General features: G+C 75.0%; 5 protein-coding genes. 1 reads left to right on the top strand and 4 read right to left on the bottom strand.

Features of this window, described 5'->3' with window-relative positions:
* Positions 1 to 1756, top strand: a 1756-nt coding sequence (locus ABD841_RS40085; protein ID WP_425582120.1) for a hydantoinase B/oxoprolinase family protein, incomplete at its 5' end; no start/stop codon positions are given.
* A gap of 54 nt (positions 1757 to 1810) precedes the next feature.
* On the opposite strand, the gene ABD841_RS40080 is transcribed toward ABD841_RS40085, so the two are convergent.
* The 4 genes from ABD841_RS40080 to ABD841_RS40065 form a co-directional block, all read right to left on the bottom strand.
* Positions 1811 to 2404: a Uma2 family endonuclease gene (locus tag ABD841_RS40080; RefSeq protein ID WP_344982294.1), complete on the bottom strand. Its 594-nt coding sequence runs from the start codon at positions 2402 to 2404 to the stop codon at positions 1811 to 1813.
* Between the two features lie 59 nt (positions 2405 to 2463).
* A complete protein-coding gene (locus ABD841_RS40075; protein ID WP_344982293.1) occupies positions 2464 to 3120 on the bottom strand; it encodes an adenosylcobinamide amidohydrolase in 657 nt (218 codons plus the stop codon).
* A 106-nt stretch (positions 3121 to 3226) separates the two neighbouring features.
* Complete coding sequence (locus ABD841_RS40070) at positions 3227 to 4090, bottom strand: ABC transporter ATP-binding protein (RefSeq protein ID WP_344982292.1); 864 nt, start codon at positions 4088 to 4090, stop codon at positions 3227 to 3229.
* Positions 4087 to 5124 carry a FecCD family ABC transporter permease gene (locus ABD841_RS40065; protein ID WP_425582121.1) on the bottom strand — a complete coding sequence of 346 codons (1038 nt, stop codon included), beginning with the start codon at positions 5122 to 5124 and terminating at the stop codon, positions 4087 to 4089. Before ABD841_RS40065 ends, ABD841_RS40070 begins: the two co-directional genes overlap by 4 nt.
* Positions 5125 to 5156 lie beyond the last annotated feature (32 nt).

Here is a 5156-nt window from a genome sequence, read left to right as displayed (position 1 = left end):
GGGCCCCGCACGGGGGACGGGTGCGCACGCCGCCCCCGGGCGGGGGGCAGGCCGGGCGACGGCCATGGCGATCACCGCCGAGGTGCTGCGCAACGCGCTGGTGGTGGCGGCGGAGGAGGCGAGCATCGTGGTGGTGCGGTCGGCCTACTCGACGTTCATCGTCGAGGGGTCGGACGCGTCGGCGGCGATCCTGGACGCGCGTGGGCGGCTGGTCGCGCAGTCGATGGCCACCACGCTCATGAACAGCATGGCCCTGAAGGTCGCGCTGCCCGAACTGCTCGCGGACATCCCGGCCGGCACGATGCGCCCCGGCGACGTGTTCGTGCTCAACGACGCCTACCGGGGCGGAGTCCACACCAACGACCTGCTCGTCTACCGGCCGGTCTTCGTCTCCGGCGCACCCGCCTACTTCACCGCCACGATGATCCACGTCTCCGACCTGGGCGGCCTGTCGGCGGGCGGGATGGCCCCGCTCGCCACGGACGTCTTCCTGGAGGGCCTGCAGCTCCCGCCGGTCCGGCTGGCCACCGCGCACGGCCTGGAGCCGGCGATCGAGGCCATCCTACGGGCCAACAGCCGCACCCCGGACAAGGTCATGGGCGACGTGCGGGCCCTCGTCGCGGGCACCGCGGTCGCCGCCGCCAGGATCCAGGCGCTGGTCGCCGAGTACGGCCCGGCGGGGCTCGCCCGGGGCGTCGACGACTACCTGGACTACACCGAGGCCCGCACCCGCGCGGCCCTCTCCACCCTGCCCGCCGGGCGTTACGAGGCTTCCTACCCGATCGACGACGACGGCGTCGACCCGGCCACCCCGCACACGGTGCGGGTCGCGGTCACCCTGGCCCCGGGGACGGGAGCCGTGCTGGACTTCGCGGGCACCGGCCCGCAGGTCCCGGCGGCGATCAACTCCTCGGCGTCGCAGTCGCTGGCCGCCGCGGTGTTCGCGGTGCGCTGCTTCCTGGACCCGACCATCCCGATGAACGACGGCTGCCTGCGGGCGATCGAGGTGCGGCTGCCGCCGGGTTCGCTACTGAACGCGCGCTCCCCCTACCCGTGCGGCGGCCGGTTCGTCCCGATCTACGCGGCGATGGAGGCGATCTTCCAGGCGCTGTCGGACGCGATGCCCGACCGGGCCATCGCGGCGAGCGGGATCCTGCAGCCGTTCTCCATCGCGGCCGTCGAAGCGCCGTACTGGATCCACCTGTCGTACGACTTCGGCGGGGTGGGCGCGCGGCAGGGCAAGGACGGGCCGGACGCGACGGGCGTGCACTTCGGCATCGGCCGCAACTCGGTCCCCCAGGTCGAGCCGGTGGAGACCCGCTGCCCGCTGGTCGTGGAGTCGGTGGAGACCGTCCCCGACTCGGGCGGCCCCGGCCGGTACCGCGGCGGCCTGAGCTCCCGCACGGTGATCCGCTTCCTGGCCGACGCCCACGTCACCACCCGGGGCGACCGGCTGCGCAACGCCCCGCCGGGCCGCTCGGGCGGCCTGCCGGGACGGCTGGGCGGCTTCTACCGGCGCCGCCGGGACGGCTCGCTGGAGCGTCTCCCCTCCAAGGTCAACAACGCCCGTTTCACCGCCGGGGAGGCCTTCGTGATCGAGACCACGGGCGGCGGCGGCATCGGCTCGCCCCTTGAGCGCCCCGTCGAGGAGGTCCGCGCCGACCTCGACGCCGGCCGCGTCACCCCCTCCGGTGCCCTCGCCGACTACGGCGTCGTCGTCCGCCCCGACGGCACCGCGCTGCGCCCTCCCCCGTGACCGGCTCCCACATCATCCCCTCATCGGATGCTCCGACGATGCCACCGTGCTCACTCACGCCCGGGGCCGGACAAGCACCGCCGGATCGAACCGGACCCCGAACGGGGCGAGCAGGGTCGCGGCCTCCCCCGCGTCGTACCTCTCGGCGGGTTTGTACTCGTCTCCCGCGAGCTCGTGGACGTGGACGGACGGCCCCTCGGACAGCTCGATCCGCCAGTACGCGGGAATGCCCGCGGCGGCGTAGGCGGCCCTCTTCAGATGACGGTCACGCGCCTCTGTGGTCGGGCTGACGATCTCGACGGCCAGCAGGATGTCCTCCGGCCGGAACATCAGCTCCGTCTCCTCGACGGCTTCCGTCGGCACGACGACGAGGTCGGGGACGAAGAAGTCACGGCGACCCGCCCGAAGGCCGACCGCCGGGAGCGGCTCGAACTCCGGTGGCGCGGCGTCTTCCAGAACCCGGACGAGACGCAGGCTCGCAAACTGGTGCGGGGGGACGGGAGGAGGGCTCACCAGCAGGCTCCCGTCGAAGAGCTCGTAGCGGTTCCCGTCGTCGGGGAACGTCAGCAGGTCATCCACGGTGAACGGCGGCCCGCCCGGGAGGATCGTCCGTCTCGTCGCGGGCTCCATCGTCCTTTTCCCGGTCACCCGCTCAGTATCGGGAGTCTCGCTCTCACGCACATGCCGCTTCCCGCGATTCTCTCACTTCAGGTAGTCGAGTCATCACGCTTCACCCAGTCGAGGGCGCCCCGGAGGACGGCGGCGTGGACGGCGCGGGCGATGCGGGCGCCCCAGGTGGAGCGGGGACCGCCGAAGAGCTCCTCGGGGCCTCCGGGGGCGCGCTCCCGGACGGCGACGCAGACGGCGTCGGAGGCGGTGCCCGTGCCGGGGAAGCCGATCTCCGCCAGGGCCTGCGACTTGGCCTCGGTCACCGTCATGACCGCGTTGACCAGCGCGGCGTCGCTCATCGCGACCGGGACCGCGACGATGACGTTGATGGTGCCCGGAAGGTACATGGGGGCCAGCTCCGGGTCGGGGGCTCCCTCGGGGGCGGCGGCCCAGGTGGGGACGCGCAGGCCCACGGTCGCCACGGCCTCGGCTCCCCCGTCGCGGGCCCGGGTGAACCTCTCGACCGAGGCCGCGGTGAGCATGCCGACGCCGGGGCCGGGCGGGGCCATCTCCAGCAGGTGCCCGACGGGGTCCGTCCGCGAGTATCCGGCGACCACCTGGGCGTTGAGCGCCCAGGCGACCGGGCCGATGCCGCCGCCCACCACGGCCGAGGAGATCGCCCGCCAGCCGGGCCCGAACTCCCACAGCAGCGAGGCCAGCCGGGCCCCGTCCTCGACGCGGTGACTCAGCTTCACGGGCGCTCCAGGGGGACTCGACGCGGAACCTCGTGTGCGCTCCGGGGGCGGCGTCACAGCCGCCCCGGGAGATCGCACGGTACCTCACCGGCGCGGCGGTGCGGTGTCAAGGGCGCTCCAGGTGAACCTCGGGCCTGCCGCCCGGGCCGGTCGAGACCCGGACGCGGGCGTCGAAGTGCTCGCCGATCAGCTCCCCGGTCAGCACCTCGGCGGGGGTGCCGGAAGCCGCCACCCGGCCGGCCGAGACGAGCGTCATCGCGTCAGCGTACTGACCGGCGAGGCTCAGGTCGTGCAGGGTCGTCACGACGGTCAGCCCGTCGGCCAGGCGGAGCCGGTCCACGAGCTCCATCACCTGCTGCTGGTGCCCCAGGTCCAGGGCCGTCGTGGGCTCGTCGAGCAGCAGCACCGGAGCCTGCTGGACCAGCGCCCTGGCGAGCACGACCCGCTGGCGCTCGCCGCCCGACAGGTGGCCGAGCGGGCGCGCGGCCAGGACCGCCAGGTCCAGCCGCTCCAGCACCGAGGCGGTCACCTCGCGGTCGCGGCGATCCTCCCGTCCCAGGTAGGGGATGTACGGGGTGCGGCCGAGCAGGGCGTAGTCGAACACGGTCATGTCGGCCGGCAGCGCCGGGGACTGCGGGGCGTAGGCGATCAGCCTGGCCCGCTCCCTGGGGCGGAGCCGCCGGACCGGCGCGCCGTCGACGAGCACCTCGCCCGAGTACGGCAGCACCCCGGCCACCGCCCGCAGCAGGGTGGACTTGCCCGCGCCGTTGGCGCCGATGACGGCCAGCCAGCCGCCGGCGCGGACGTCCAGCCGAACGCCGGAGAGCACGGTCCGCCGGTCCAGGACGACCGACAGGTCCCTGACCCGCAGCCGACTCGCCCGGTCGTCCTCCCGCCCGGCGGCGGTCACGTCCCCGCCCTCCCGCCCGGCGGCGGCCGTGTCCCCGCCCTCCCGTCCCGTGGTGGTCACGTCTCCGCCCTCCTGGTCACGCGCAGCACCGCCACGAAGAACGGCGCCCCGACGAAGGCGGTCACCACGCCGATGGGCAGCTCGGCCGGGGCGAGCGCGGTCCGGGCGATCAGGTCGGCGAGAACCAGGAAGGCGGCGCCGCCGATCAGTGAGAGCGGCAGCACGACCCGGTAGGACCCGCCCGCCAGGCGGCGGACGGCATGCGGGACGACGATGCCGACGAAGCCGATCAGCCCGCTGACCGCGACGGCCGACGCGGTGGCCAGCGAGGCGGCGAGCAGCACGACGAGCCGGACCCGGGCGGCGTCGAGGCCCAGGGTCGTCGCCTCGTCGTCGCCGACCGAGAGCACGTCGAGCAGCCGGCCGTGGAGCAGCATGACGGCCACCGAGACGGCGGCGTACGGGGTGATCAGTGCGAGCTGCCCCCATCCCCCGCCGACGTCGCCGAGGATCCAGGCGTAGATGCGCTGGAGCTCCTCGACCCGCAGCTGCTGCAGGAACGTCTGGACGGCCGCGAGGAAGGACGAGACCGCCACCCCGGCCAGGACCAGCGTGGCGGTGCCGCCGCCCCGGCCCGCGGTGTTGCCGAGCGCGTACGCGAGCATGACGCCGCCGACGGCCCCGGCGAAGGCCGCAACCGGGATGAGGAGGGCATCCCCACTCCCCCGGGTGAAGACGATCACCGCCGTGGCGGTCAGGCCGGCGCCCGCGGCGGCGCCCAGCAGGTAGGGGTCGGCCAGCGGGTTGCGGAAGACCCCCTGGTAGCCGGCACCGGCGATGGCCAGCAGCCCGCCGACGACCGCGGCGAGCAGGACCCGGGGCAGCCGCAGCTCGGCGAGCAGGCCCAGCTCGACCGGGGCGAGCCCCGAGTCGGCCTCGACGAGCGGCAGCCAGTCGAGCAGCTGGAGCAGCACGCTCCGCGGGGCGATGTCCGCGGCGCCGGCGAGCAGCCCCGCGAGCATGCTCGCCAGCAGCACGGCCACCGCCGCCGACGCCGCCCACGGGCTCAGCCGGGCCGCCCGGCGCGCCGGCACGCCGGGCGCCGGGCCGGGGAACGGGGTCCGGG

The organism is Streptosporangium fragile (genome assembly GCF_039534445.1).
In the GTDB taxonomy this organism is placed as follows: Bacteria; Actinomycetota; Actinomycetes; order Streptosporangiales; family Streptosporangiaceae; genus Streptosporangium; species Streptosporangium fragile.
Note: the sequence above shows the minus strand (reverse complement) of the source record. Positions and strands in the feature narration are given on the sequence as shown.